The 23,635-nt window shown below is 39.8% G+C and carries 28 protein-coding genes; 11 read left to right on the forward strand and 17 right to left on the reverse strand.

The annotated features are described in order from the left end of the window. Positions 1–89: 89 nt before the first annotated feature. The 5 genes from KJB35_RS00875 to KJB35_RS00895 all read right to left on the reverse strand — a co-directional run bounded on the left by KJB35_RS00875 (position 90) and on the right by KJB35_RS00895 (position 5,661). A complete protein-coding gene (locus KJB35_RS00875) occupies positions 90–1,976 on the reverse strand; it encodes a methyl-accepting chemotaxis protein (protein ID WP_285468969.1) in 1,887 nt (628 codons plus the stop codon). A gap of 192 nt (positions 1,977–2,168) precedes the next feature. Beyond that, complete coding sequence (locus tag KJB35_RS00880; RefSeq protein WP_285468970.1) at positions 2,169–2,555, reverse strand: helix-turn-helix domain-containing protein; 387 nt, start codon at positions 2,553–2,555, stop codon at positions 2,169–2,171. A 6-nt stretch (positions 2,556–2,561) separates the two neighbouring features. Then, positions 2,562–3,359, reverse strand: a complete 798-nt coding sequence (locus KJB35_RS00885) for a hypothetical protein (RefSeq protein WP_285468971.1) — start codon at positions 3,357–3,359, stop codon at positions 2,562–2,564. A 104-nt stretch (positions 3,360–3,463) separates the two neighbouring features. Continuing rightward, entirely contained in the window at positions 3,464–5,197 is a 1,734-nt protein-coding gene (locus KJB35_RS00890; protein WP_285468972.1) for a hypothetical protein, read from the reverse strand. 14 nt (positions 5,198–5,211) lie between these two features. Next, the gene (locus KJB35_RS00895) at positions 5,212–5,661 is read right to left on the reverse strand and encodes a hypothetical protein (RefSeq protein WP_285468973.1); all 450 of its coding nucleotides are present in this window, start codon (positions 5,659–5,661) and stop codon (positions 5,212–5,214) included. A gap of 195 nt (positions 5,662–5,856) precedes the next feature. Here KJB35_RS00895 and nadS point away from each other — a divergent pair, with 195 nt between their 5' ends. Beyond that, positions 5,857–6,177, forward strand: coding sequence for a NadS family protein (gene nadS / locus KJB35_RS00900; protein WP_285468974.1), 321 nt, complete (start codon positions 5,857–5,859; stop codon positions 6,175–6,177). A 75-nt stretch (positions 6,178–6,252) separates the two neighbouring features. Beyond that, positions 6,253–6,696: a hypothetical protein gene (locus KJB35_RS00905; RefSeq protein WP_285468975.1), complete on the forward strand. Its 444-nt coding sequence runs from the start codon at positions 6,253–6,255 to the stop codon at positions 6,694–6,696. Positions 6,697–6,767: 71 nt separating this feature from the next. On the opposite strand, the gene KJB35_RS00910 is transcribed toward KJB35_RS00905, so the two are convergent. The 3 genes from KJB35_RS00910 to KJB35_RS00920 all read right to left on the reverse strand — a co-directional run bounded on the left by KJB35_RS00910 (position 6,768) and on the right by KJB35_RS00920 (position 10,479). Then, a complete protein-coding gene (locus KJB35_RS00910; RefSeq protein WP_285468976.1) occupies positions 6,768–8,687 on the reverse strand; it encodes a methyl-accepting chemotaxis protein in 1,920 nt (639 codons plus the stop codon). 128 nt (positions 8,688–8,815) lie between these two features. Continuing rightward, positions 8,816–9,262 (reverse strand): hypothetical protein, encoded by a 447-nt coding sequence (locus KJB35_RS00915; RefSeq protein ID WP_285468977.1) that lies wholly within the window; start codon positions 9,260–9,262, stop codon positions 8,816–8,818. 50 nt (positions 9,263–9,312) lie between these two features. Further along, positions 9,313–10,479 (reverse strand): hypothetical protein, encoded by a 1,167-nt coding sequence (locus KJB35_RS00920; RefSeq protein ID WP_285468978.1) that lies wholly within the window; start codon positions 10,477–10,479, stop codon positions 9,313–9,315. A gap of 229 nt (positions 10,480–10,708) precedes the next feature. Between KJB35_RS00920 and KJB35_RS00925 the strand changes: the two genes are divergently transcribed. The 4 genes from KJB35_RS00925 (at position 10,709) to KJB35_RS00940 (ending at position 13,235) form a co-directional block, all read left to right on the forward strand. Then, entirely contained in the window at positions 10,709–11,278 is a 570-nt protein-coding gene (locus KJB35_RS00925; RefSeq protein ID WP_285468979.1) for a hypothetical protein, read from the forward strand. A gap of 141 nt (positions 11,279–11,419) precedes the next feature. Beyond that, positions 11,420–11,737, forward strand: a complete 318-nt coding sequence (locus tag KJB35_RS00930) for a hypothetical protein (protein WP_285468980.1) — start codon at positions 11,420–11,422, stop codon at positions 11,735–11,737. A 182-nt stretch (positions 11,738–11,919) separates the two neighbouring features. Further along, entirely contained in the window at positions 11,920–12,564 is a 645-nt protein-coding gene (locus tag KJB35_RS00935; protein WP_285468981.1) for a hypothetical protein, read from the forward strand. Beyond that, entirely contained in the window at positions 12,561–13,235 is a 675-nt protein-coding gene (locus KJB35_RS00940) for a hypothetical protein (protein WP_285468982.1), read from the forward strand. The genes KJB35_RS00935 and KJB35_RS00940 overlap by 4 nt, the downstream gene beginning before the upstream one ends. A gap of 76 nt (positions 13,236–13,311) precedes the next feature. Here the strand turns inward: KJB35_RS00940 and KJB35_RS00945 are convergent, their stop codons facing one another. From KJB35_RS00945 to KJB35_RS00960, 4 genes are all read right to left on the reverse strand, one after another. Next, positions 13,312–13,572 (reverse strand): helix-turn-helix domain-containing protein, encoded by a 261-nt coding sequence (locus KJB35_RS00945; protein WP_285468983.1) that lies wholly within the window; start codon positions 13,570–13,572, stop codon positions 13,312–13,314. A gap of 49 nt (positions 13,573–13,621) precedes the next feature. Further along, positions 13,622–14,182 (reverse strand): hypothetical protein, encoded by a 561-nt coding sequence (locus KJB35_RS00950; RefSeq protein ID WP_285468984.1) that lies wholly within the window; start codon positions 14,180–14,182, stop codon positions 13,622–13,624. An 83-nt stretch (positions 14,183–14,265) separates the two neighbouring features. Then, positions 14,266–15,339: a hypothetical protein gene (locus KJB35_RS00955; RefSeq protein ID WP_285468985.1), complete on the reverse strand. Its 1,074-nt coding sequence runs from the start codon at positions 15,337–15,339 to the stop codon at positions 14,266–14,268. Between the two features lie 137 nt (positions 15,340–15,476). Further along, a complete protein-coding gene (locus KJB35_RS00960) occupies positions 15,477–16,334 on the reverse strand; it encodes a tetratricopeptide repeat protein (RefSeq protein WP_285468986.1) in 858 nt (285 codons plus the stop codon). Positions 16,335–16,453: 119 nt separating this feature from the next. Between KJB35_RS00960 and lepB the strand changes: the two genes are divergently transcribed. From lepB to KJB35_RS00980, 4 genes are all read left to right on the forward strand, one after another. Then, a complete protein-coding gene (gene lepB / locus KJB35_RS00965) occupies positions 16,454–17,236 on the forward strand; it encodes a signal peptidase I (RefSeq protein WP_285468987.1) in 783 nt (260 codons plus the stop codon). Between the two features lie 116 nt (positions 17,237–17,352). Continuing rightward, positions 17,353–18,105: a hypothetical protein gene (locus tag KJB35_RS00970; protein WP_285468988.1), complete on the forward strand. Its 753-nt coding sequence runs from the start codon at positions 17,353–17,355 to the stop codon at positions 18,103–18,105. A 239-nt stretch (positions 18,106–18,344) separates the two neighbouring features. Beyond that, positions 18,345–19,109 carry a hypothetical protein gene (locus tag KJB35_RS00975; protein ID WP_285468989.1) on the forward strand — a complete coding sequence of 255 codons (765 nt, stop codon included), beginning with the start codon at positions 18,345–18,347 and terminating at the stop codon, positions 19,107–19,109. Between the two features lie 12 nt (positions 19,110–19,121). Continuing rightward, positions 19,122–19,346, forward strand: coding sequence for a hypothetical protein (locus KJB35_RS00980; RefSeq protein WP_285468990.1), 225 nt, complete (start codon positions 19,122–19,124; stop codon positions 19,344–19,346). A gap of 115 nt (positions 19,347–19,461) precedes the next feature. Here KJB35_RS00980 and KJB35_RS00985 read toward each other — a convergent pair whose 3' ends face one another. The 3 genes from KJB35_RS00985 to KJB35_RS00995 form a co-directional block, all read right to left on the reverse strand. Beyond that, entirely contained in the window at positions 19,462–19,776 is a 315-nt protein-coding gene (locus KJB35_RS00985; protein WP_285468991.1) for a hypothetical protein, read from the reverse strand. Between the two features lie 215 nt (positions 19,777–19,991). After that, positions 19,992–20,294 (reverse strand): hypothetical protein, encoded by a 303-nt coding sequence (locus tag KJB35_RS00990; RefSeq protein ID WP_285468992.1) that lies wholly within the window; start codon positions 20,292–20,294, stop codon positions 19,992–19,994. Positions 20,295–20,417: 123 nt separating this feature from the next. Continuing rightward, positions 20,418–20,966 (reverse strand): GNAT family N-acetyltransferase, encoded by a 549-nt coding sequence (locus KJB35_RS00995; RefSeq protein ID WP_285468993.1) that lies wholly within the window; start codon positions 20,964–20,966, stop codon positions 20,418–20,420. Between the two features lie 99 nt (positions 20,967–21,065). Between KJB35_RS00995 and KJB35_RS01000 the strand changes: the two genes are divergently transcribed. Then, positions 21,066–21,692 carry a hypothetical protein gene (locus KJB35_RS01000; protein WP_285468994.1) on the forward strand — a complete coding sequence of 209 codons (627 nt, stop codon included), beginning with the start codon at positions 21,066–21,068 and terminating at the stop codon, positions 21,690–21,692. 66 nt (positions 21,693–21,758) lie between these two features. Here KJB35_RS01000 and KJB35_RS01005 read toward each other — a convergent pair whose 3' ends face one another. Both KJB35_RS01005 and KJB35_RS01010 read right to left on the reverse strand, forming a co-directional pair. Next, complete coding sequence (locus KJB35_RS01005) at positions 21,759–21,929, reverse strand: hypothetical protein (RefSeq protein ID WP_285468995.1); 171 nt, start codon at positions 21,927–21,929, stop codon at positions 21,759–21,761. Between the two features lie 95 nt (positions 21,930–22,024). Then, complete coding sequence (locus tag KJB35_RS01010) at positions 22,025–23,485, reverse strand: hypothetical protein (RefSeq protein WP_285468996.1); 1,461 nt, start codon at positions 23,483–23,485, stop codon at positions 22,025–22,027. Positions 23,486–23,635 lie beyond the last annotated feature (150 nt).

The raw sequence follows: 23,635 nt of genomic DNA on the forward strand, positions 1-23,635 counted from the left end.
GGTTAAACGTATGATTTTGGAATACTACCACAAAAAAAGCCTCGTAGGGTTTCCCGCGAGGCTCTGCTTTTATTTTATGTCTCTAGCTTTTACTTTAGCTTAAACTTAGAAACAATCCCTTCTAGCTGCGTTTTGGCTGCTGATAAGTTTAACGCTTCATTTGCCGTGCTCTCGCCACTCTCAGTTAACTCTTCTACGATACCCGCGATAGATGTCATATTGCGTGTTAATTCTTCAGAAACACTGCTTTGCTGTTCTGCCGCAGTGGCGATTTGCATGTTTAGATCATTTAGGTGAGTCACTGATTGAGCGATTGCATCTAAGTCATCCGCTACAATTGATGTGCCTTCAACAGTCTTTTCACATGTTTGCTTAGTAACTTGCATTGCAGCAATAGCTGCGCTTGAACCTTCGTATAGTTTGTTTAACGTTGTTTCAATTTCTGCGGTGCTCGTTTGAGTTCTGGCCGCGAGTGCGCGAACTTCGTCAGCAACTACAGCGAATCCACGACCGTGTTCACCAGCGCGAGCAGCCTCGATTGCGGCGTTAAGTGCTAGTAAGTTAGTTTGGTCGGCAATTTCCCCGATAATCTTAAGAATGTTGGTGATTTCGCGAGTGTCTTTTTCGATCTCAGCGATGCTCTTTGCTGTATCCTCAACATCATCAACCAACTTCGATACGGTGTCTGTAGCGTCGATAACAACATTTTTTGAATTAGCTGCTTGTGAATTTGTTTTCTCAGTTGATGCTGATGCATCTGAAGCGTTGTTAGCCACATCTAGTGCAGTTGCGCTCATCTCCTCTATAGCAGCTACGATTTGAGATGTTTCCGCTGCATGAGCTTGCAGTACTTCGTTATTTGATTCAGTTTGCTTCTGAAGTTGCTCAACACTTTGTGTTATGTGTTGTGAGCTTTGCGAAATCTCAAGCATTAGACCCTGTAGGTTCTCAATAAAAGAGTTAATCCCTTCGGCTATCTGACCTAGGTCATCAGTACTTTGTACCGGAAGTCTTCGGGTTAAATCACCGTTACCTTTAGATAGATCGGTAATGACCTCTTTTAGGGCTAAAATTGGACGGTAAAGGACATTAAGCAACGCTATTACTAGAGCAAGACCGATCGCTAACATAGCAAGTGATACCTTCACTGAATCAATTAAGGCTTTATCAACGGCACTGTATGCTACTGATTCATCCACTCCTACAAACAGATACCACTTATGACCATCAACTAATTGAATTTCTTGTGTGAACGCTAGCTTATCGACGCCATCAAGTGAGTAGTTGGTAGAGGTGTCATGAGCTGCTGTCATTGCCTTAAGAACTCCACCCATGCCGATATCTTTTAGGTTTACACCTGTTTTTAGGCTTGCTGAGTTTGATGATATTGCAGTGCCATTCTGGTCTAGAATTGCAGTTACTGCACCGTCAAAGTCTACATTCGAGACAGTCTTCTCTAGGATGTCTAGTTCAATCGTACCTGTAAGAGCGCCATCTTCAAGACCTTTAGCAATAGATAGGACTGATTTTCCAGTGAACGCATCCTTGTAAATGTCCGTGATAACAAATTCATCTGTGTTATCAGCAAGTTTAAACCATGGGCGTGTCCTAGGATCGTATTCAGGTGGTTGTTTCATTCCGGTGTCAGTGGCAGAAACACCGCTATCAAATCCATACACAACAGCAGAAAAGCCATTAGCATCTTTCATGATCTTGGAAGTTTCGACTAGATTCTCTTTGTCAGTATTAGCTTGATAGAACTCTGTTAAGGAGCCAATAGCGTGAGTTTTCTTCTCGAACCAATCTTCGATTCTCTCTGCCTCGTAATCTACGATAGTGCTTGAGATTTCGTTAACTTCATCGATTGTTTGTTGTTTGATGTTGTTATAAGAGAGCCAGTTTGCACCAATAAGGCTAGTACTTACTAACGCTATGGTGGAGGCTATAATTGTATTTTTAAACCCTAGTGATTTCATTTTGTTATTGTTGTTTTGTTCTTATGAAATGTAGTTATTTTACTATCTGAATAAAACCCCTTCTTATACTAAGTCTTTAGAATTAACGTAAACTAATGAAATTTATAGGATAACTCACGATAAAAAATAACGAATAATCGTTATATGCAAAAAAGCTCAGGACAGACCTGAGCTTTTGTTCGCGATGTTGTGTTATAGAGGGAGAGGTTGGTTTTTTGATTCTTTCAAGATTAGTTTGCTAATCTTGTTACAACTGTCGATAGATAGTCCCTTTATATTATCTGCGAGGTTAGAGGCTAGTAACTTTGCTTCATTAGGGCTGTTTTTAAGGTTGATATGCACTGAGTCAACTGAAGAGCTTCTTAACTTCCTTACTTTAAGGTGTTCTTCGTCGCTAAGTTGATAAGTCTTGACTAGTTTATCTAGCGCTTCATCCGTCATGCGACGCTCACCATGTTCGATGCTAAATAGGGTAGTTGGTGAAACGTTTAGTTTTACAGCCATTTCCTTCCCCGTCTCATCGAGGTTGACGCGCAATGTCCTCAGGTATTTTCCTAGGTAGGTTCTCTGTTTTTTCATGAGTCCTCAGAAGTTGTAAGCCAGATCTTTCTCTAACTCTGTTTGTTTTTCTTCAGCTCGATCACCTCTGTGATGTCGAATAATTGCAGCGCTCATTAGGGAAGATGCTGCCATTAAAACTCCTGCACCAACATGCGTGAAATCAAGCAGTTGCAAGGGGATCATTGGAATTGCATTAAAAACAATGATTAGTGCGTACTGACGTGTGTATTTTCTAACAATACCCATCGGGAGTCCGTTGCAACCCGAACCGATCCCTATACAGTAAAAGTTCAAGTGCCCAAGTGCAGCAAAAATACTAGATGTAATGGAGAACATTAGGGTTGAAAGTACTAGAAAACTGAAATCGATTTCGTTGGAACTACTATTATTAACGCTTGTTGGTTCAGTCGTTCCACCAGTTGGCGTCATGGTTCTTTCGAATACCGCGAACACGATACACATAATAACCAACTGGATAAAGATAGGCTTAAGAGACTTAAGGATTTCTGTATACTTCACTCCTTCAAAGACTCTATCTCTGAAAGCCGTAAAGTTAATGTGTTTTTGCTTCTCAAAAACATCTTCTGTTAGAAATATCTGAAAGATTGACATTGAGAGGGCAAGGTATATCCACATTAATGCGAACTTGGGTGCGAAGTCAGTTAAGAACTTAGCATTTTCATTGTAGCCAGTATTTGTTATGAAACTGAAAGAAGTGATCACAACAACACAATAAGACAAAAGGGTTATTGTAGAAGCGAATGGTTTTGCTAGAAATGCTTGTTTCGCCAACAAAAGCACTTCTTTGGTTTGTTCAGACATACGTTTAAAAAGGATTTTCACAAATTTTGTGGCATTATAACCTCAATCATGTGAAATTCAAGTTCTAAACAAGAAGAGCGGCTTTGCCGCTCTTGTTAACACTCTTAATCTGCTAACAAACCAATGTGCTTGGCGGGGATCTTAAGCGAATGTTTTTTTGCTGATTCCAGCAGTGTTTTTTCGATCACTTTAAACGTTTCGAGTCCATTTTGCTCCACTCTGTCCTTAAAGTCAGATGTAAAAAGCACTTCGGCAAGTTTGGCCGTTTCGTCTAAGTCGTGGATCTTAGCTCCTGTAAAGTAAGGTTCTCTGAATTCAATGCTTTGCTTCATGTAATCATAGAAATCCCAAAGGCTTGCCCACCAGCTCTCACTGATGTCCGAAGGGATTTTGTCCAATAGACATTCGGGCTTTTGTCCAATAGATGACAAGAAGAAGCCAACTGGGATTAAGAACTCTGGTTGGCTAACAACTTTCTCGCCATAGGAAAAGCTTGTGCTTAAATCATTAACTTTGACTAAATTAAACGGAGATCCGTTTGACCAAATCAAGTTGTCGCAAAACAAGATATTGGCTAATGCGGCTGCACGATTTAAGCCACACTTCTTCATGAAGCTTTGTATGCGCGGCTCTGCATCCCGAATATCTAATCCTTCAGGATTGTATACCAGTGGCTCTTCGTTATACTCTTTGACAAGGGCTTCATACAAGTAGCTGCTATACTTGTTTGCAAATAGTAAATAGGTGTAGGCTCTTTCACCATAAACATTGTTTTTCATAGCCCAGTGCTTAGGCTTGTCTTTTAAAGCATCACTGATGGAGCACTCTTTTGTTAACCAAAAGCCTGATGTTAGAGAGGGGTTCCCTTCCTCAATATAACTGAGAGCTAATTGCTTGTAGTTTAGGATTGTCCCGCTTTCGTATAACTTTGGTAAGTCAGACTCAAAGAGTCGGCTTGAGCTTCCGGTTTTAAAGGAGTAACCAAAGATGTGTTCACCTTTAATTGCAATTAAGTGATTACAGTATTCACTTCTGTGCACAATAAGCTTTGTCCCATCAGTCTCGAACGCATACGCAGAGTGATCACTATCGTTATAGGTGAAAGGAAATTGCTCGGTGTGTTTGTTTGCTGTAAGGATGTTGAAAATACGCTCCCAATAAAGCAATTTCTTCTGAGATGGCTGATTATCACCCTCACAAACCTCAAACAAGATATCTAAAACATCTTTAAGTCTTGAGCCTTTTTTGAATGAAACCGACTTAATTGCTTCTGCCACAAAGTAGCAAAACTGGCTAGCATTACTCTTGGTGTCACAGTGTTCAAATTCGTTGTAGGGTGGGGTTTTGTACGAGTATACACCGTCGATTTTGCTGAGAACGATTCGACCAGCAACGAATCCATCCGTTGGGGTGTCATGCCATGACTTTGGATAGTCTGGGTCGGTAATAAATGAAACATAGTCTAGAGGTTTGTAGTTCTCGGTCACTCCTGCGCCTTCAAGGTCGCGCACCATTTTTAACAGAAGTGTTGCTTTACAAGTTTCACTTTTCATCGAGTCCAAATCTTTTTGTGTATATGAGGACAGACTCGTTTTGTTTGATAAGTCTTCAGAAGATTCATACACATGGAAAGTTTCTCTATCGAGTGTAATTGCATAACCTCTATTGTTTTGCTTATCGATAATCTTGATCATTCCGTCATTGATGTCTTCATCAGATGAATTGTCAAGTCCAAACTTGAAGACTCTATAACGGTCTGAATTTTCGTTAATGATGTCGGAGGTGTTCAATAGCAACACCAAGGAATGGGCGCAGGCATTCACATGAATTAGGGTCATTGATGATAGTCCTTTTAATGTAGTTGGATAGAATCTATCGCTTCAAAGAGCGTATCAAAGGCTGGCTTTAGCCCTATTGCGCTAACTCCCATAGCATTGCATCGGATAAATCCTCGACCTGAATAAATAAGCCATCTTGATGCGTTGCTTTGGTAAAACTCTTGGGCTGAAACACGAACGGTCTCAGAGTCAATAAACAAGGTAAACTGATTAAGGTTTAGCTTGTTGCTGATATCCAAAAGAGCTGAAGTCATTAGCATTGAGTAGTTTTTTGACTCTAACGGGGTTTCTTTCGTCTTTGTAGGTATTGAGTTCACCTCAAAGAGCAAACCATTGTAATCGACAATACTGCCGACTTTATTGGGTTGATTTGATTCTTCCCACTTGTGTGGTTCTAAAACTTCGACAAGTATTCTCTCGGTTTCTTTAAGGTTTTCCTTTTTTAGAAGGATTTTTTTGGACATTATTGAACGGGTTTGATGAAATTTATGTGGCATTATAAGCAAACAAAAAACACTGAGTAAAGAAAATGAGTTAATTGATCTCGGTATTTAAGAAACTTTGTTTTTAAATGAATAAGCAGTTTGACTTATGTACAAAGTACCTGCTACAGTGCGTGTACTTTGTACATGAGGCGTGACTACAAAAGGTAGTGATAAATGGAAGATAAATTATTTGATCAGTTAAAAACATCGTTGGAACAGGCTGTTGAAATCAGCAAAGGAGAATGTCAGCCATCTCGTGTTCGCACAATTCAGAAGCCTAATGTTAGGGCAATACGTGAGTCTCTTGGCATTAGTCGAGCTGAATTTGCATCAGTTATCAACTCTAGCGAGGAAACTGTGAAAAGCTGGGAACTAAACAGACGTTCGCCAACAGGTCTAACTGCAAAAGTTTTGCTGTTGATGGCAGAAGATTTGGATATCTTTCATTTACTCAAGCAACTGAACTCTCAGGTTGAAAAAGCCGATGTAAGCTGATGGATACCCAAGATCTAGTTTGGTGTCGTGTTTTGAGTACTAGAATTAGATTTTGTATAATTAGATAAAAATCAAATGAAAACAATTAGTATTGCCTTAAGTGAATTATCCGAACATATTTCAAAGAACCTTTACGAGAATAAGCCCAAGGACATAGAGCCTTTGCTATATTCTGAGTTGATTGGTGCGCTTAATACCGCTCCCGCTGTTCTTGTGGATAAAGTCGGTGCTGATTTCGTTGAGAAAGTAACTGCGGTAATTGAGAATTACGAATATTTCGTCAAACATAGTCATCAGGTCGCAGAGCTTAAAGAGCCAGATTTTACTTCTGATCATGAACTAGGGGAGACGCGTAAAATCTTACAGCTTAGCGTTAAGGAAGCTGGGTTCGATAATGCCATTAAAGTTATTGAATCTAGTAACACTTTTGCAGATAGCATGAGGAGCGCAGTTAACTCCGTTCAAGAGAAGCCTGTTAAGAGCGTGCCGAGTTCAAAACCTTCAACTTTAAAAATGTGATTTTCCAGAGTTCTGGAAACAAAAAAGAAGGGATGCATCAGCATCCCTTTTGTCATACTTTTAGTTCGCCGCTACAGTTTAAATTCAGAAACAAGGTTCTCTAATTTAACTGACAACTCTTTAAGTTCAGCACTTGAACGACTTAAGTCGCCAGCAGTGTCACGGTTATCCTGTGTTATCTGGTTGATATCATCAACTTTTCTATTTAGTTCATCAACAACTGTCGCCTGTTCCTCAGTTGCAGCGGCAACTTGGTAGTTAACGCTTGAGATTTCTCCAATGCTTTTGGCGATGGTGGAGATAGCCTCTCTCGCAGATTCTGATGAAGCAGTGCTTTGTTCAGCAGTACCTTTACCTGCTTCAATAGATTCGACGGCTAGCTGCGCTTCTTTTTGCAGAGAAACAATCATTGATTGGATATCATCGATTGAGTTATTTGTGCGGCTAGCAAGCGTTCGAACTTCGTCTGCCACAACAGAGAATCCGCGACCATGCTCACCTGCACGAGCAGCTTCTATTGCCGCGTTCAATGCAAGAAGGTTTGTCTGTTCTGAGATATCTCTAATTACATCAAGAATTCGCTCAATTGAATCGGTCTTTTGTGCGAGGTTTGACATGCATTCTGAAACACCTGTTATGTCTTCAGACAGTTTTCGAATGGTGTCTTTTGTGTTTACAACCACCTTCTGACCTTCAGCAGACTGAGTGTCAACCTCCGCAGCTTGCTCCGCTGCAACTGCTGCGTTTGAAGCAATTTCATTTACAGTCGCCCCCATCTCATTAATAGCCGTTACAGTCTGGATAGTTATATCTGATTGGAGATCACAAAGGCTAAGGGTTTTGCTTGAGTACCCATCAACACTTGAAGCGGCAGAATTCAATTCTGTTGCAGTTTCAGCTACTAACTTGACCGAATTATGGATGTTCTCGATGAATGAGTTGAAACCAGAGGATAGGTGAGCAATCTCATCATTACCTTTGACAGGGATACGGGTTCTTAGGTCACCTTCACCCTCGCCAATGTCTTTGAATACGTCAGCGATACGCTCGATAGGGCGTACAATGGAGTTTGCGATGAAGACAGAGGCTAAAGTTACTAGGAGAGCAATGAGGGCAGTGATTAACGTCATGTCCATCTTTGCTTCGTGAACTTCAGCAAAAGCTTCTTCTGAAGGGATTTCAAGGACTACATACCAGTCCAGAGAATCGATATAAGATGATGCAACGATGTAGTCTTCGCCATTTCGTTCAGTATGAACAATGGAAACATCGCTCTTGTTCAGAAGTTCATTAGAGCTTTCAGAATACAAATCTGAAACAGACTTTTTGCCCCCAAAAGACTCGTGACCTTGATTGATCATGTTTCCTTCTGAGTCGGTTAGGAATATGTGTGTGTTGTCTGTTACGTTGAATGTATTAAGGAAGTCCTTAATAGCGTTCATGCTTTTTGAAGTGGCAGTGATAATACCTGTTTGCTGATCTTGGTAATTAACAAAGACCTTGTAAGTCCCGTCGACTTCCCTGAAGGTATTGATGTTGGTTCCTTCATAAGTCCCTTTGCTAGCAAAATACCACTGATCCTCATTTCGTGTTAGCGTCTTAAGAAAGCCATTTTGGTTCCAGTATTTGTTCGAAGATGTATCAATGATAGATGCATCGTAGAACTTATACTGTTCAGTCATATGTTTCAGAGTCTTTTGTAATTGAAGCTCATTTTCTGGGGTTAAGCCTACCTTCAGGGCATCTACAATAAATTGGTTTGACGCAAGATCTTCTGAAGCATTGATTAGTTGACCAATCTCCATTTCGACCTTGCTGTCAATTGAATGAATTACCGAAGGAACCTTAACGCTTAAAAGGCTAGACGTTTCGGACTCTTCGAACTTATCAACCAGTTTATAGCCAAATCCACCACATAGTGCCAGTGATGAAAGAGCCATTGTGGCGATAAGCTTGTTTTTAATTGATAGGGATAAAAGTGAGTGTCTCATTTAATTTTTTTCTTAAAGATAAGACACGATTCTGAGAATTAAAAGCTATTAGTATTTACTTAATTAACCACATAGGGGGTAAGTATTTTTATTGGAAGTGATTAATTTATCAATACGTATGAGGCTGCTTAATCGCCATAGTCGTAAGCAACCAAATCCCCACGCTTGTTCCAGCCAACTTGCCCCGAGTCAATCGAAGCTACAAAGTCTGGCAGAAATCCTAGTTTGTCGATGATTTCGTCAACAGAGGCGTGTTTGATTTTTTCCATAGCGATCACAGTTAGGTCAAAGTTAATGTATTTCGTCTTTCCAAGTCTTTCGCCTTCGCTCGCCTCAACAGAGCCTTCCCAATCATTAGCTCGGATACCACCAAAATTTCTTGGAGCTTTAAATACCACGTGCTTTCCAATGTAGACCGCTCTGCCTCTTCCGCATTCTGGTTGCCCATACTTGCTCCATAGCTTCTCGTGCAGCTCTACCCATGGTTCACCAAGTTCTTCTCTAATGGAAGTCATGAATGCGTCACGCTCTTTGTGACCAAATATCATAACTTCTTCTTCATCTAATTCGTTCAAATCGACTCCAAGAGGTTTTGCTGGTGGGTGTACATCCACCAGCATCAATTTTATTTAGAAGCAAGTCTAAGTGCAATTTCAAATGACAGGTCTGTTAAATCTTTTGGCATATTGGTGAATTCGAAGAGTGTAGTGCCATCTTCGAAAACAACAATGTAGTGAGGAGGGTGTTCCTCAGAGAGTTCATTGCTATACAGCTCTACACTAAGCCCATACAAAGTAATTAACTTAGTGTGATCATGGCTGTGGTTAATGCCAAGCTTTTGGCATAAATCCGAAGCAGATAACCCATGAAAACTGGATTCACGGATGCTCAGATTAATCACAGATACAGGAGGTGTATCTGTGTGAGTGGTAGAGCTATTATTTGTAAATGTAGACAGTTCTGAATAAATACCATCGAATTGTTTGGTAGCTTTTAAAAACGGAGGATTAGAAATCTTCCCCGTCACAAAGGCTTGAACTACCCAACCTTGGTTACATCGATCTGATTTAGGTGCTTTGCTTAAGGAGTGAAGCAATTCAATGTCTTTAATGCCAGTGCTTTCACCTTTAAAAAACACACCATTAGGGAGATTGATATCACAATCGTGAGCTCCAGTTACGACTCCTTTTTTTCCTACCGATGCAAAGATTACAATGTCATTTTTTAAATTCGTTTCTTTTGCCGAGAACACTAAAGGTAGGAATAGAGTATTTTCGTACATGAATGGCGACAGCTTTTTGCATTTAGGTAATAGTTTGTTATAGCTAGTATTAAAACGCTCTAAGCACTCACGGTTTAGAACTGTTGAGTGTTTTAGCTCTTTGTTGGATTTTGATTCTCTTCTCGCATCTTTAAGTAGTTTGTTTACAGGCTGTCCATCAGGAAGGAATAGATAGTGGCTACTAGTTTTTTGCCTGTGCTCCCGCGCTTCATCAAAGTCAAAGAACGAAAGGTTGTTATCTTTCGAGTCATTGAGCATCAAGGGTCTTGCGGTTGGCTTCGTGTTATCCATGTGCTTGACTACGGCCAAGACGTTTTTGATATAGACGCGTTGAATTGTATCTCGCAGTTCTGGTACTCGAACGTAAAGTTCTTCTTCAGAGCGGTTTGATTCTACGAAACCTTCAAATACTTCACCAGACCAAGGGTTTTCAAATAGAATCTCCGTTCCGGCGTATCGGCTTAGGTTGTTACCTAGCATGTTGTTTTGAAAAGCAGGATAAAAGGACATATGCGTACTCCTAAGTTTGTTACATCACGTGAAACAGCCCAAATTTCAAGATGCCCCAAAAGTAGCATCAAGTATGAGATTTTACGTTCTGCGCCTAGCGCTTTACCAAGGGGCTTGGGGGTTAGAACAATAACCTTGGCTATAATGCTACCATGTTTATAACTTGTGTCAATTTAAGCTTGTGGTATTATGGCTACAGATAAATTTTACAAGAGTAGTAATTATTCACATGGGCTCGTTTATTTCTGTAGAAAGCAAAGAAATCGCCATTAAGGAGTCAGTGCAGTTGGCGCTTGATTGTGGTTTGTTGGACAGGTTAAAAAAGAGAGCTGAGCGACTGTTGTGGAAAGATAAGTTTCTACTTAAGGTTGAGTCTTATGTCTTTTTAGTAAACTTCGTATCTATACCAATACTGATCTGGTGTTCCAACTATCTGGCTATTAAGCATTTTGGCGTTGAGTTAGGTGTAATCCAGTTATCGTTATGCGCATCAATCGTTCTAGTGACCACGACACTGTTACCTAGAAGATTGTTTAAACTGCTAACCCCTAAAAATCGTCTCTTGTTATCCATTTCAGAAAAAGAAGTGACTCTTTTGTTTAAGTATCTTTTTTCAAAGGAACCGATCGAGATCAGAGGTAACGATTTGAAAAAAGAGTTGATAGCGTTTCTTTTGGTTGTTCAAGAAGGAGAGGAACCGACCTTTACTCTTTGTGATAAAGAGGTTGCCATTTTTTTATCTGAAAATCTTAACCCTCTTATAAATGAACTTAAAAAAAGGTCACAATCTTTAATTTAGGTCGTGAGTAAAAACTAACATTCTGGTTAAACGGTCTTTTATGTACTGTGGCATTATCTATGGGGTGTATTAATGGAGCTGTCATCTATTCCTAATGAATATGGAATGATTCGAGAACGGTCAAAGCGATTGGCTAACATTATGCTAAGAACAATCGAGTACAACGAAATTAAGGGACAAAGCCACATTGAGGCTATTATGGTTGCTAATGGGAGAATACTTGCCATTGCTGAGTCGGTTATTCAGGGAGTGGAGCGTGTTTCAGCTAAAGATCTAACGCCACTTGTCGGTGAATGTGCAGGTCAGATTGTTTCTAACTTTGATCAGCTATGTAAAAAGGAATCATTTAGCACAGATTATGAACTCGAACTAATCCAGATTTATATGGGAGAAATCTACAGTCTGGCTACTAGAGCGATGCAAATTGAACAAGGTATGAAAGTCTATAAGCCTACTTAGGGTGGGTTAAGGTCTTGGGTAGATCTGTTAGAGGTACTCATGATTTCCTTTGTTGCTTTACCTAACGTAGAAAGGACAAATTTTAAATCTAAAGACTAATTTTGTGTCTTCATGTCTAGATTCCCTAGAAGAAGAGTTGTTTAAAGATTTACGAGAAAAGAAACAGAATTAATGGGGGGTTTATGAAGATTGTATACGGGAAGGAAATTCATCTTTGTGTACCGGAGATAAATGACATTTCCTCGTTAAAAGCTCTAAAGGCTATTGAGAAAAAGTCTAAGTCTTTCTATGAAGGCTTGACCTTGAGGACGACTTATAAGCATATTGCTATGCATGTATCATTTCTTCTTATTGCGCTTCTGTCAGTAAAGTCGAATTTTGGGCAATTTGATCTTCAGTTCATGATCAAGACGATTGTCGAAAGTGATTACGAACAAAACTTTGTGTTGTCGTTTATTGGTTTGTTTTTTACATCAATTGGGCTCTGCTCAACAGTGTTTCTATTCTTCTACTCAAAGAAGCTTAGAGATTCTTTTGATAGAGAGTTGTTTGTAAGCGGACTTGAAAACAATGAATTGTATGCTCTTGGTAAACATGTTTTGCCATTTATTGATTCGAACTTATTGAGAGTTGAGGTTGCAATTTTACTTGTAGAACTTGCTGCGGAACGGGGCGTGAGAATCGTTCTTTCTCAAGAGTTTGAGAACATCTATGAATTACGAGCTAACAAACAAACCCTAACTCTTGCAGATGACGCTCTAGAAACAGTCTTTTGCGTTGCGCTGAAGAAGGCTATTGGGAACTTAACTGAGGAAATTGAAAAGTGATTACAGATTTGGCTAATGAAGATTTGCGCTCTGCCAATAAAAAGCTCGACCAATTAATTATCTTGCAAGCAAAGCTAGAGCGCTATAAGGATTCCTTTGAGAAGCGTTCTCCATGGTTGGTTTTGAATGGTTTGTTCTTTTCAGGGCTGGGTTTTTTTATGTGTTGGGATGTTTATGGTAGTGAGAGTGCTTTAGCGCAAATAATTGAGAACGGTGCCTCACCTTTTCCTTTTATTTCGTTCGTTATGGGGTTACTTGCACTGCTCATGTCACTCAATATACAAGGTGGCTATCTAAGAAGTCGTTATAAAATTCTGTATAGTGAAAAGTTATCGGACATGCTGACAGGTGTTGAGATTGACCTTTTGTTTGATGATGTCCTGCCTTCTCTTCAAGGTTCCGAATTTAAAGGAGAGGTTATAGATTACTTAATCGCTGTTCGCTGTTCTCGATGGAGTTACCCAATGCCTCCAGAATCGTTAAAAGGGAAGTGTGTGGAAGCGTTGCAGAATGGCGATAAAGTGCTGCCGAGTAAGTTGCTGGTGCAAAAGTTCTTCTTTAATGCTCTGGACGATAGCATTAAGGCATTGCAGTCTGATGTTCTAGTTGAAACTGAATTTGCGAGAGCCAAAGAGCTGTATGAAGAACTCGGGGAATACAGATTTAAGTAATACACAAAAGGACGCATTTGGCGTCCTTTTTTTGTCTATTAAGATTTTTAAGGTTGGTTTCCAGACCTCTGGAAGGTTACTTGGGTGTGTCTTTTGAGTCTACTTTGTATTTTTTTAAGTGCTCAGAATAGTTACCGCGATTAACGCCAAGCATTTTGGCTGCTTTTGTCTGGTTTCCATTGCAGTGGTGGAGCACCTCTTTAAAAATTTCTTCCTTTACCATAGGCAAGACCCATGACATATCAGGTTTAGCTTTCATGTCCAACCTTGTTGGTTCTAACTCAGTTTTTAGGAAGTTAACCAAAGTTTTTTTATCAATGATTAAAGGGGAGCTCATTAGAATAAATCCTTAAATTGCCGTCATGATGTGTGAATGCAAACTATGATCAGATTTCGTGGAATGGAAGATGCTTAATTCTGTCCAGCCCAGTCCCAAAGAAGTTCTGGTTAAGCTTCAGTACGTTTATACCCATAGCCTGAGAGCATGGCTTCATTGCTTCATAGAGTGAATTGTAGAAGAGTTTTTCAAAAGACACTAAGCCGTCGATTCTCCAGCATGAGTCATGAGTGCACAAGTGATAAAGCTTTAAGCCATCAATCTCAACGATTTTGCTTTCATCATACTTTGTCGGTTCAAGTGTCGAGTAAACCGAGATGTAGTTTGATGAAGAACCTACATATATGTATTCAGACCTTCTTAATCGAACTGAAAGGTAGTCTTCGTCAAACTCAATTATTAAGCCTGCCGTTTCTGTTTCAAGTTCGTCGATTCCATCAGGGTTTTCTTGGAGGAATGTTTTAAAAGGAGATACTTCTGACTCAGTTAGAGTTTTGCTTAAACCAAAATCAAGAGGCAGAAGGATTGATTTGCCAGAGTTTTTGAGGTTGAGAGCTTCAACTGCAATCTCAACCATCTGAGAGATGTTTACTCTTAAATTACGCGACATTATTAGCCCTTATATGTCATTTTCGCTAGATGATACCACTTATTAAGCGTATGCATAAGAGCTAATAATGTTTGGTTAACTGCTTATTTAATCTCGCTAATCGCGAATTTCTTAATTTTTTTATGTAGCTCTAACATCATGTAATCAGTGATCTCTTCGCTTACTGAGTTTTTCCTAATGTTAAAAGTGAATGATGTGTATGATAATCGTAATGCGGTGTATGCATCTTTCATATTTGCTGCTTTCAGCCAACGCACTTCTTCTTCTGAAAAATCTTTCTTACTTATCTTTAGGTTTTTTGCCTTAGTAACGCGATTTACTAAGTGAATGTGCCCGTCTTTAGCACGCGTAAGGACGGCATTAAGAACAGCTTCATTGACTTTTGGAGTCCAGTCTTCAGAGAACTCCTTACAGTGAGGTAAGATTGGGTTCAACCACTCATTAATTGCGGGGAATACTGCTATTCCGTTAGATGAAAGGATTCGGAGGTGCCACTTAAGATCGCTGACAATAGAAACTCTTTCGTTGTTAACGATTTTGGATTCAAGTGGGTGCTCAACAATGCTAATAAAGTAGGTGTTTCTACGTCCCTTAACAGTAACTTCTTTTGTAGATTTGGTTTTTGGGGACTTCTGTTGAAGTTCTTGGTTAACGCGCTTTTGAGTCTCTAATTGAGTTTCTAGCATCTCAATAGACTTATTTAACTTAAGAGTGCTTTTTTCACCCAGAGCGATAATAGACTCAAGTTCTTTTACCTTAAGCGGCAACTTTCTAAGCGCGAGGAGCTCTTTGTTTGCTAGTAGTATGTCATCTTCTAGTGTTTTGATTTTTGATGTTTCTTTCCCGAGTTGCTCTTTAGCTTCATTTAGCTGGTTATTTAATAAGGAAAGCTCTGACTGAAGATTTTTTAGTTCAGTGATTTTGTCATTTAGGGAGCTAATTTCAGAAGTATTGGCCTCTGCTTCTAATTGCATCTCATCCATTAGAGTCAAGAACTCTGCTGCAAGGTCTTTTCCAAGTTCAGCGGCTTTGTCTAAGCAAAATCGAGCAATTGGCAACCTCTCAGTAAAAGTTGATTGAGTTAGGTTTTCGATCTCGCTTACGGCAACTGATAAGTTTGCTTCAAATTTGGCTTTTAAGTCTAAAAGTTCTTGCACAATCATTCCCTCATCCCTTGCGTTACAAGGCACAAATCAAGTCTTCTATATATTAAACTAAGAGGAAGGTATGCTACCTGATATCGACAAAACCACCAAACAAAATAGCCGCCATCAATGGCGGCTGTGGCTTTTGCTTAATGATGTGCCCGATCATCTTTTATGTGCTTTGCTATATCGACCATAAGTAATGCTGCTTCTACTGAACCTAGTTTTACCGCTTTTGTGAGATAATCGATGGCCTTTGAGCGGTCTTTTGTGACACCTTGACCAAGATGGTGCATCTTACCCAATATACATAGGGCATCTTCACTGCCGTTGCTCGAAGACATCATTAACCAATGCTCAGCTAGCTTTAGGTCTTGTGTAAGATGGATACCCTCATAGAACATCTTTCCAAGCGTCAACTGTGAGTCAACATGTTGATGTAATGCAGCTCTATAAAGTAAGGAAACTCCTTTCTCTACATTTTCATCTACACCTCTTCCAAGAATGTACATCCAAGCCAGACCATAGAGAGCGTCTAGGTGCTCTTGTTTAGCAGCCTTACATATCCATAAAGCTGAAAGTTCAAGGTTAAGATCAACGCCATCTCCTTTAGCATACATAACAGCCAACTGGTATTGCGATTCAGCGTCACCAGACTCAGCAGCTTTGGCATACCAATAAAATTGATTCTTAGGGCTCGGGTTAGGGACTATTCTCGCGTGATGAGCCTTACCGAGAGTTTTTTGAGCTTCGATATAACCTTTTTCAGCGAGCTGCTCTAATAATCGCACTGCTACGTCAGGTCTTCGCCTTGCTCCTTTCCCTGTCATGTAGGCTTGGGCAAGCTCTAGTTTTGAAACTTCGTTATCTGCCATTAACTGAACAGTCTGACTAACACCAATATCATCCATTTTCGATACATACTGACCTAACATTTCAGTGAGGTCATCTCTACGAGTTCGATTTTGAATGCGTTGAAGTAATTGCGGTGAAATCTCACTACACATGGCTTACCTGCAACTTGATACTCACTTGGTCGAGTATTGTGACCGTTAAACAATTTGTGTAGCATTATAGCTAAAGTTATAAGTAGCTCAACAGTTCAAAAACACTAAGAAAGACAAACATGATTAAGTCCGTTTTTAGTGGCATCAAAAGTGTCAAATATGACATCGCATTGATTGCCACCTTAATAATTGCACGTGGTTCGTTTGTAGACGTTAACCAAATTCCGAGCGAATCAATGCTTCCACTAATGCACGTTAACGACTATGTGTTAGTTGATAAAAGAGCCTATTCTTTAAGGGTTCCAGAGTTGTTTAACCGTTTTGCCTCAACCGAGCCTTATGAGATCCACTTAGCTCGCTGGTCAACACCGCAGAGGGGAGATGTCATAACCTTTATTGAAAGCGAAAGTAATAAGCTATTCATTAAGAGAGTGATCGGCGTAGCAGGAGATCAGGTTGAACTTATTGGGACTCAGTACTACGTAAATGGAGAGCCGCTTGCACTGCAACAAGATAATAACTCGGAGTACGCAGCTTCTGGCTTTACTACCTTTATGGAGTCAAATAATGGTGCAAACTATCCCGTGCGGTTCAGTGATGATGTTACAAAGGTTTATGAGGGTGTGGATAGTGGTTCGGAAGGTGTACGAAAACTAACAGAGCGAGTCCTACAAAAACGCTATGGAAAATGGGAGGTTCCAGAAGGAAAGATTTTTGTGTCTGGTGATAATCGTGACCAAAGTTACGACTCGCGTTACTTCCCGTATACATTTGTGGACGTCAAATCAGTAACAGGGAAGGCAACAAAAATACTTTTAAATGTCGATACTGTAGAGGTTTTGGGTATGAATATGCCGAATGTCTTTACAGGGATGTCGAATTTCTGGCGAAGCATTTATTAAGTCTGATGGAATATGAAGAAGCAAGCTCCGAGAGCTTGCTTTTTTTATAATAAATCAGGCGATTCACAAAACCCTCAATTGTGGTACTATTGCAAAAAAACAATATGGTAACTGATATGATTGAAGGACTATCTCCTTACTCAAATGAAGAATATAGACTACCAAAAGTAGTTAAGTTCATTATCGCGTCGTTGGTTATTTTGATTTTTATTATTGCCACATTAGACGATGATATTGATAAAGAAGAATCATTTTCCTTGGAGAAAAATGCAAATCTAGCCATGAGCTCTTTAGAGTTGGAGCTAATTGGAAGTCTTACAACGAATGAAAAGAAAAGCTTAAAGCCACTGTACTATGAGATTTTGTCTAAGCGATTGGAGTTTTCTGAAGGAGCGGTATCAAGAGAAAAGCCAGATTTTAAAGACACACCATTTTGTGATGTTATTGATACTTTTGAGGCGACAACTTCTTTACTTAATGGAAAGTGCAAGGGCGCAGAGCGTTGCCTTTCAAGAATGCCTAATGAAAAATGGAGGGCTGTTTACGGAATATCTCTAATAGAACAGTGCAATGGGAAACCAAATGTGAAAGCGGACAACCATTCTGAAGGTCTGGATAGAGCTCAAAAGCATGACTTAGACTCCATTACGACAATTATCGACGGAAAGCGTTACATATCACCTGAGTATTATCCGAAAGTGCGTGAAAGCATCAAAGATTGTGAGAGAGCTAGAATGACCTTCATGTCGCTGACAGCCGATACGCCATTCTTGACTGTAGAGATGTATAGCGAGATAAACAAGGCGTTGCTGAGGTGCGAAGCTTTTAAGACAGAGTTGGTTATTCAGAAACCTAATCACTCTAAATAACTCATTTGCAAATTAGATAACAAAAAGGCAAGTTGTAGAACTTGCCTTTTTTGATCATGAATGTGTTCGTCGACAGGGCTTTTTTCAGCGTCGCAAGAGTAGTTGTCGTCCTAGTGAACCTCCGCCAAGAAAAAATATAATTCATGAATTTTGATTAATCAATACTTTGTTTGAATGTGTTTCTTGGTGCATCAAATTGTGGCACAATAGCAAAAAATGTACTTTTTTGAGAATTTACTATGAGTATTAACTTCAATAATCCAAAGAAGGCTTGCCTTGGCCTAATTCTTACCGCCAGTGCTATTGTCATGGGCTGTGACGGTTCGAATACTGAATTCGTTCAAAGCCCTTACGAGAACGCCAAAAAGGCAATGAGTAACACTGAAAATGAGCTTTTGACTGCTCTCAAAAATGACGAAAGAGAAAGGCTGTACCCTCTCTTTTACGCGATTCTAGCAAAACGCGTACAACACTCCGAGGAAGGTGTGATTGTTCAATCTCCGAGTAAAAATGCAGTACCTTTCTGTGATGTTATAGATGTCTATGAACCTCTTACTAAAGATCTCAGAAAGAGATGTGGCCTTTCAGACAGCTGCAAACAAAGAATGCTAGATAATCAGTGGAAGAGTCGTTACGGAAAGTCCCTTGTTGAGGAATGCAAAGGGACGTCTTACGTGATTCAAAAAAGAGCTGAGGATGCTAAAAGGGCAAAGCTTGAAGCTGAAGCTGAGTCAGAAAAGAAAGACGTTGAGAGAATTCGAAAAGCGAATTTAGATAACGACACTGTAATCATTGATGGGGAGCGATACGTATCACCAGACATGTATGCAAAAATTCGTACGAGCATTGTTGATTGCGAAAGAGCAAGAATGGACTTTATGGACATGACTAAAGAGTCGCCGTACCTAACTCTTGATATGTACAATGAGATCAATAAGTCGATTCTTAAATGTGAGTCGTACAAAACAGAGAAAGCGATTCAGGAACCACAAGGCGCAAGGTAATTAAGGCTAGTAATGGGTTGGTATTGTCATCCAGATACAATGGCGCTTGCTAGCGCGGACGCTAAGGCACTGAAAGAAGTGGGGAATAACGATCGTGATTCGTTGGCTTACAAAGTTGCTTTTAGAAGAATTTACGACCTTGAAAATCGAGGTGATGGAGCCGCAGGATTAAGCCAATACTTGAAAGAGCTTGATCAGGAGATCGAGGGAATAACAAGCAGCAAGATTTCTAGTTGACTAATCCCCTCCTTAAAAGGAGGGGATTCTTAGTTCGCCCGAAATAAAAAATCTTCCTACTGACAAGCCATTGGTATTCGTGGTGCTGCGTATTGCGCATGTCACAATAAGATATTTATGCTTCGTCACGGTGCCCAAGTCTGACAAAAAACGAGATCTCAAATTTGTGCGGGTTAGTTGCAATGACCTTCATATGGCGCAAATCTTCAACAACGATATATGCTTTGGTTGCGGGTATGTTTATGAGCTTTGCCGTTGAAAAACTTTCTGATTTTACAACCTTTTGTGCTTCTTCGATGAGGTGTTCTTTTAACGTTTCTTCCGAGAATACATTAGAGCACGACTCTGTCCTTATTAAGTGAATTGCTGTCTGGCGCACGTTAGGCAAATCAAATTGGATTCCTTCAACTACTTTGTGTCTAGCTGTCATACTTCTTTTCCTGCTCGATGATAATGCTGCATTATGCATTTATCTGCACTAACGAAAAATAGTGACAAAGAAGTTTGCTTGATATTTATACGGAAATGAAAGCTGGCGCACATTTTTAGTGGCTTTGGGTTAATGCTGGTGGAAGGTGCTTGAGGATCGAGTTTTGCAACATGTGGAAGCTCCTTGCTTGAGACTAAACAAGGAGCTAGAGTCGTTTAGGCTACGGTGTATTGACCGTTACCTGCATTTTCAGATGCGAACTCATAGACTTTAGCACCTGCTTGAAAAGTGCTTTTAGGGTGGCGTGTCATCCCCTCCAAAACAGTTTTGCTTGCGTGAAACAGTGAATCATTATCGAGGCCAACTAGAGCTCTTGTTGCCTTGTTCATAAGCGCAGGGCGCACTTCACGAGTAGAATACTGCACATCAACAACCATGTACTCTTCATTGCCTGTCACGTTGATAGGCAAGCCTTCTTTACCTAAAGCAATTTGTTTAGTGTCCGCGAAATTTAACATTGGGTATTCCTGTCAAAACTAGTGAACTCGGCAAAACCTGCCGAGAATTAAAGTAACCTTGTTTTGACATAATGCCACATTAATGTCTATTTTGTCAGAACATCCACCAGCTCCAAAGAGGACTTATTTTTCTTGGGTTTGAGATGGCTGACGCAACATGGGGATGCCATCAATGCAGTCTTCATTAGATAGATTTTCGAAATCGAGATCTTTACGTCGTGAAGAGATTTGGAAACCAAATTTTCGATAGAAGTTCACTAAGCGAAGTGCATTCTCTTCTCCTACTTTTTCTGTCCATGTGGATAGTGCGATAGGGATCTTATAGTTATCTGCCAACTGGCAAATAATATTCATCATTTTTGTACCGTTCCCTATACCTTTTTCGTTGCCAGAGTCGATGTAGGACAATCGCAACTGACCATCAAAAATGGCGAGTTCTAAAGTTGAATAGTCCCTAACGTGTACAAGTCTGATATTGCGAATACTCTGACTAAGAGAATTGTTTGGGTAGCCATTTGAAAGAAGCTCTTTCCATAAGGTGTTACGTTCTTCAGCTTCCATTGTGGTAAATTTCCAAAGAAAGTCTTGCTCTAGGAAAAGATGCTTAGTCAATAGCTCGTCTAAGACAGCCTGAAATCTGCCTCGTAAAACTTCGGTTTCCAATTGTTTCATTTAATTCACCTGTGCGTTAAACCTCGCTTATTATGCCATGACTGAGTATGTAATCAAGCTTTATTAAGTTTGCCGTAGTTCATAAACTAATAGAAAACATTGAAGGAACTAGATTTAAAAACAAGGTTGATAGTCGCACAGTATGCACAGGAATCAGGTGACAAGATTAAGCGTTATGTTGCTAGCGGATTAAACGGACATGTATTTGAAACTGAACATGGTTTTGCTCTAAAAGTGACAGGTGACTTAAGAGAAGTGCACATGGCTCTATTGTCTCATCGAAATAAACTAAATCGTTGTGTTGATTATTATGATTTCCATAAAATTAGTGATGATGAGTTTGTTTTAAAGCAAACTTTCTTGAATACGGCTGGAATAGAACAGTGGTTTATGGAGTTCGAAGACGCTTTGGAAGAAGCTGAGTGGGATTTTAATTTTGTCGATGTTCGCGCCCTAAACCTTAGTGGTGGTGCTAAAAAGCTTCTGAAGGACTTAGAGGGTCTGGTTGCTGAGGCTGAATCATCTGGGTTTGAATTTACGGACTTACATGATGGCAACCTTGGTTACGACTCCAATGGGCTTCTAAGAGCTTTTGATCAGAGGACTTTGAACATGTCAGATGCAAAGGTAAAGAAGTCTGTTGAGGTAATGTATTTGGAATTTGAACCTCATAAGAGAGAGTGTGTATCACTTAAGAATAGATCTGAGGTTAAGTTAGTGCGCTAAGTCGACAATTATTACAGTAATAAACGGTATAACTGTCGACTTAAGTTTCCAGACCTCTGGAAAGTATTACTTTTTTTCTTCGCTAGGCTTCACAATGACAGGTTTGAATTCACTCATGTGCCTTTCAGTAGTGGCTCGGCTAGCAATATTTGGTGGACGGTCTTTTCCTGAATTAGCCCACGCTCTTGCTTCTTCAAGATCGAATGGCTTTGTTTCTTGTCGTTTTTGAATTCGCATAAAAACCCAATTTTCATTAATTTAGAACCATGATACCACAAAATGAGCCTAGCAAATGACACCTCAGCAATGCTAGGCTGCTGTGGTATGAATATTTAGACCACCATTCTGCCGAGTTTCATGACTTGCCCTAACGCCTCCTGTGTTGTTAACTCACCTTCGGCTCTAAGGAGGTTCGTTACGATTTTAACTTTACGTGTCATAAGTGAGTCAGGGATGAATTTGAATAGAGCTTGTGTACAAGATAGTACAAAGTCCATGTCTTCATTGTTATTCGAAATTGAATCCTCAAAACTTTCAAGAGTATTGTTTACGAATACATCGAGTATGGTTGGCTCTTGAGGGATGCATGTTTTTGTTAGGAGAAGGTTTTCTGAAAACTTAAACTCATCAAGAACCACGTTAAACTCTTGAAGCCTCCAGAAAAAGTATAGGACTGAGTACTTAAAGTCTTCAATGTCCTCTTTGGCATGAATTGACTCAAGCTCAATATGTCTTGAATACATTTTGAAGAAATTCAAAAAATGCACTTTTAGAGAATTATCTAAGTTTGAAAGCTCATAGTCTTTTTCGTTCATTTTCTTACGCAAGTTCATTAACAGAATGCTCAGATAATTTTCACCTGAAGGGTTGCTGTCAGACAGGAGATCCTCTTCAGTTTTGTCCATTAATTCTGATTCAAGATATTCAAAAAGAGGGTGAACTTGTACAAATAGCCTGTTAGCGTCACCATTTAAAGCTTCTAAAGGGGTGGCTAGGTCAGTCAGGATTGAATCCTTATCTTCTTTTGTAACAGTTGCGGGTGCGATATACGGCATTCCTGTTACAAACTCTTCGAAACTACCACTCTCGTAACCTAAATTAAGGATTTGTTTAAAGTAGCGATCGTTTAGTTCTTCAATGAGGTTCAGTTCTTCAACTAAATCAGGCATCCGACAGATAGCGTTGAACTGCTTAACCGAGCCCAGTTCAATTAAATATGAGGCTAGAGTTCGAATATTCCCTTTATTGTGAAACTGTAGTTTCAAAACATCTTGGCACGTAATCACGTAGTTAGTATTCAGATTACTTTGTAGTACAGCGAAAGGGTATGACATCATTTTTTCGCTTGAAGAATTATTCGTGGACAGGCTGAGTGTGATTACAGTGTAGGAGTCGCTTTCGTCGACGTCTTGAATGTTGATCGGCATCAAAAGGATGTTTTGATCACAGAAAATTTTGTTGTCTTTAATTAGAGAAACAAAAGCGGGTGCATTTACTTTAACGGGACGTTTCTGAAATCGACCATCTGAACCTGTAATGATAAATGAGCCGTAAGATTGCCAAAAATATTCAGAAAGGTCGTCGTAACACAACTCTGATTCTTCTGCTGCTACATATTCACTCGATACCGTAGATGCATCAGGTAAAGCTGATAAGAGTGAGTTCGTGTTTTTGTAGCCATCTTCTTTTGCTAGTTTAAATTGAGTTGTGGTTAACTTTGAATTGAAAGCGTTTGATGCGGCGCGAGAAAAGGCATGAAATTCTTTTTTTGAAGAATAGATAGAGTTAGTCATTACAAGACTCCTTGTTGATTTTAACCTGATTGCTAGTAGTTGCTCTCGTTACCACTTGCTTTGGTTAAGACAAGTGCTTGCTGTTTAATGACGTAATGTAGGTAGTCATGATTTGGTGCCATAGTTATATTTATAACTTGAGAGCGGCAA

Source organism: Vibrio sp. D431a (assembly GCF_030248655.1).
GTDB lineage: Bacteria > Pseudomonadota > Gammaproteobacteria > Enterobacterales > Vibrionaceae > Vibrio > Vibrio alginolyticus.

Bases quoted from the DNA above. Each gene is read 5' to 3' on its own strand.
- KJB35_RS00875 (WP_285468969.1), bottom strand. From the start codon at position 1,976: ATGAAATCACTAGGGTTTAAAAATACAATTATAGCCTCCACCATAGCG.
- KJB35_RS00880 (WP_285468970.1), bottom strand. From the start codon at position 2,555: ATGAAAAAACAGAGAACCTACCTAGGAAAATACCTGAGGACATTGCGC.
- KJB35_RS00885 (WP_285468971.1), bottom strand. From the start codon at position 3,359: ATGTCTGAACAAACCAAAGAAGTGCTTTTGTTGGCGAAACAAGCATTT.
- KJB35_RS00890 (WP_285468972.1), bottom strand. From the start codon at position 5,197: ATGACCCTAATTCATGTGAATGCCTGCGCCCATTCCTTGGTGTTGCTA.
- KJB35_RS00895 (WP_285468973.1), bottom strand. From the start codon at position 5,661: ATGTCCAAAAAAATCCTTCTAAAAAAGGAAAACCTTAAAGAAACCGAG.
- nadS (WP_285468974.1), top strand. From the start codon at position 5,857: ATGGAAGATAAATTATTTGATCAGTTAAAAACATCGTTGGAACAGGCT.
- KJB35_RS00905 (WP_285468975.1), top strand. From the start codon at position 6,253: ATGAAAACAATTAGTATTGCCTTAAGTGAATTATCCGAACATATTTCA.
- KJB35_RS00910 (WP_285468976.1), bottom strand. From the start codon at position 8,687: ATGAGACACTCACTTTTATCCCTATCAATTAAAAACAAGCTTATCGCC.
- KJB35_RS00920 (WP_285468978.1), bottom strand. From the start codon at position 10,479: ATGTCCTTTTATCCTGCTTTTCAAAACAACATGCTAGGTAACAACCTA.
- KJB35_RS00925 (WP_285468979.1), top strand. From the start codon at position 10,709: ATGGGCTCGTTTATTTCTGTAGAAAGCAAAGAAATCGCCATTAAGGAG.
- KJB35_RS00930 (WP_285468980.1), top strand. From the start codon at position 11,420: ATGCTAAGAACAATCGAGTACAACGAAATTAAGGGACAAAGCCACATT.
- KJB35_RS00935 (WP_285468981.1), top strand. From the start codon at position 11,920: ATGAAGATTGTATACGGGAAGGAAATTCATCTTTGTGTACCGGAGATA.
- KJB35_RS00945 (WP_285468983.1), bottom strand. From the start codon at position 13,572: ATGAGCTCCCCTTTAATCATTGATAAAAAAACTTTGGTTAACTTCCTA.
- KJB35_RS00950 (WP_285468984.1), bottom strand. From the start codon at position 14,182: ATGTCGCGTAATTTAAGAGTAAACATCTCTCAGATGGTTGAGATTGCA.
- KJB35_RS00960 (WP_285468986.1), bottom strand. From the start codon at position 16,334: ATGTGTAGTGAGATTTCACCGCAATTACTTCAACGCATTCAAAATCGA.
- lepB (WP_285468987.1), top strand. From the start codon at position 16,454: ATGATTAAGTCCGTTTTTAGTGGCATCAAAAGTGTCAAATATGACATC.
- KJB35_RS00970 (WP_285468988.1), top strand. From the start codon at position 17,353: ATGATTGAAGGACTATCTCCTTACTCAAATGAAGAATATAGACTACCA.
- KJB35_RS00975 (WP_285468989.1), top strand. From the start codon at position 18,345: ATGAGTATTAACTTCAATAATCCAAAGAAGGCTTGCCTTGGCCTAATT.
- KJB35_RS00980 (WP_285468990.1), top strand. From the start codon at position 19,122: ATGGGTTGGTATTGTCATCCAGATACAATGGCGCTTGCTAGCGCGGAC.
- KJB35_RS00985 (WP_285468991.1), bottom strand. From the start codon at position 19,776: ATGACAGCTAGACACAAAGTAGTTGAAGGAATCCAATTTGATTTGCCT.
- KJB35_RS00990 (WP_285468992.1), bottom strand. From the start codon at position 20,294: ATGTTAAATTTCGCGGACACTAAACAAATTGCTTTAGGTAAAGAAGGC.
- KJB35_RS00995 (WP_285468993.1), bottom strand. From the start codon at position 20,966: ATGAAACAATTGGAAACCGAAGTTTTACGAGGCAGATTTCAGGCTGTC.
- KJB35_RS01005 (WP_285468995.1), bottom strand. From the start codon at position 21,929: ATGCGAATTCAAAAACGACAAGAAACAAAGCCATTCGATCTTGAAGAA.
- KJB35_RS01010 (WP_285468996.1), bottom strand. From the start codon at position 23,485: ATGACTAACTCTATCTATTCTTCAAAAAAAGAATTTCATGCCTTTTCT.